Origin of the sequence: Shigella sp. FC1567 (assembly GCF_001743015.1) — a bacterium.
In the GTDB taxonomy this organism is placed as follows: domain Bacteria; phylum Pseudomonadota; class Gammaproteobacteria; order Enterobacterales; family Enterobacteriaceae; genus Escherichia; species Escherichia coli.
Window position 1 is genome coordinate 1 of the sequence record NZ_MIIV01000281.1, and the last position, 1,269, is coordinate 1,269.

The following is a 1,269-nucleotide window of genomic DNA, read 5'->3' on the forward strand; positions in this document are numbered from 1 at the left end:
TGTCGCCATTGTTCGATTAACGCGTATTTTTCAGCGACTCCTGTGCAAAATACGCTGTTGCTTTTTTTAATATATCTCGCTCAAGGCGAGCTTCATTTAACGCCTTACGCAGTTGCAGAATTTCAGATTCCAGTTCAGCCACCGTGCGGGAACCAGGAGTACCGAGCCCTTTTCTGGCGGCGGTAACCCATTGTCCTAAAGTGCCTTCAGGAAGGGATAATCGGGAAGCGCCTTCACTGATCGAAAGTTGATTTTCAAGAACCGTTCTGACAGCTTCGGCTTTGAACTCTTTAGAGTAACGTTGGTTTTTTCTGCTCATTATTAGCTCCTTCTGATGCCATTCTATTTCAGGAAGGAGTGTCCGTTAAACTCAGGCTACCTCAATGTGTTGCGTCATATCAATCATCCGTTCGCATTGACACTGCTTATACGTGTAGCCGGGCAAACTAAACGCTGTCACGATCGGATGACGAAAGCCATTGCTGCGTTCCCACATGCAGCAATGGCGGCACTGACGGAACTTCTTGGGCAAAAAGAAGAGAACAGTTGGCGCATTATGCTAATGACAATGCTTATCTCACAACCAGCACTGGCAGAACAGGTCCTTCCCTGGCTCTCGACACCCGCAGTTGCCGTACTGAAATCATACCAGCAACAACTGACACAGCCCTCAAACCATGCCTGCGCCGATCTACTGCCTGCCGTATTAGTCTCACCGCCCTGGCTTTCGAAAAAGAAAAAATCTGTAATGCCGGTATTGGATTTAACGCCATTACCGTTGGAGTCATGCTGTACATTGACTGAGACGGCAGAAAAAGAGATTCATACAAGGCATCGCTGGCACGCACATCAAATAGACATCGGCCAAAAAGAGGATATTCAGAACTACCTGGCACGTCTGGGTTTCAATCGCTGGAATAATGGCCAGTATATGAAAGCGTCTGATGCTGTTGTAGAACTCTGGCTGAAGTGGTCAACAAAAACTGGCCACCGAGTTAGAGTTTTTCCAGTATCGATTTTCCGATTCGTTTGGGGGTAACCCACCGTTATATTCGTGCGGTCTTAGTGCGCTGTAATATCCAACGATATAGTCCGTTATGGCGTGAGGGTAATGACTCCAACTTACTGATAGTGTTTTATGTTCAGATAATGCCCGATGACCTTGTCATGCAGCTCCACCGATTTTGAGAACGACAGTGACTTCCGTCCCAGCCTTGCCAGATGTTGTCTCAGATTCAGATTATGTCGCTCAATGCGCTGAGTGTAACG

Annotated in this window: 1 protein-coding gene and 3 pseudogenes; 1 reads left to right on the top strand and 3 read right to left on the bottom strand. The window is 47.2% G+C overall.

Annotated elements, in window-relative coordinates:
• A pseudogene (locus BHE85_RS15735) lies at window positions 1-319 on the bottom strand (transposase); the annotation flags it as partial.
• Window positions 320-382: 63 nt separating this feature from the next.
• Between BHE85_RS15735 and BHE85_RS15740 the strand changes: the two are divergent.
• Window positions 383-809, top strand: a pseudogene (locus tag BHE85_RS15740) (MolR family transcriptional regulator); the annotation flags it as partial.
• A 164-nt stretch (window positions 810-973) separates the two neighbouring features.
• Here BHE85_RS15740 and BHE85_RS15745 read toward each other — a convergent pair.
• A pseudogene (locus BHE85_RS15745) lies at window positions 974-1,102 on the bottom strand (IS3 family transposase); the annotation flags it as partial.
• A gap of 20 nt (window positions 1,103-1,122) precedes the next feature.
• Window positions 1,123-1,269: IS1 family transposase (locus BHE85_RS15750; protein ID WP_001437028.1), on the bottom strand; the 147-nt coding region annotated here is incomplete at its 5' end.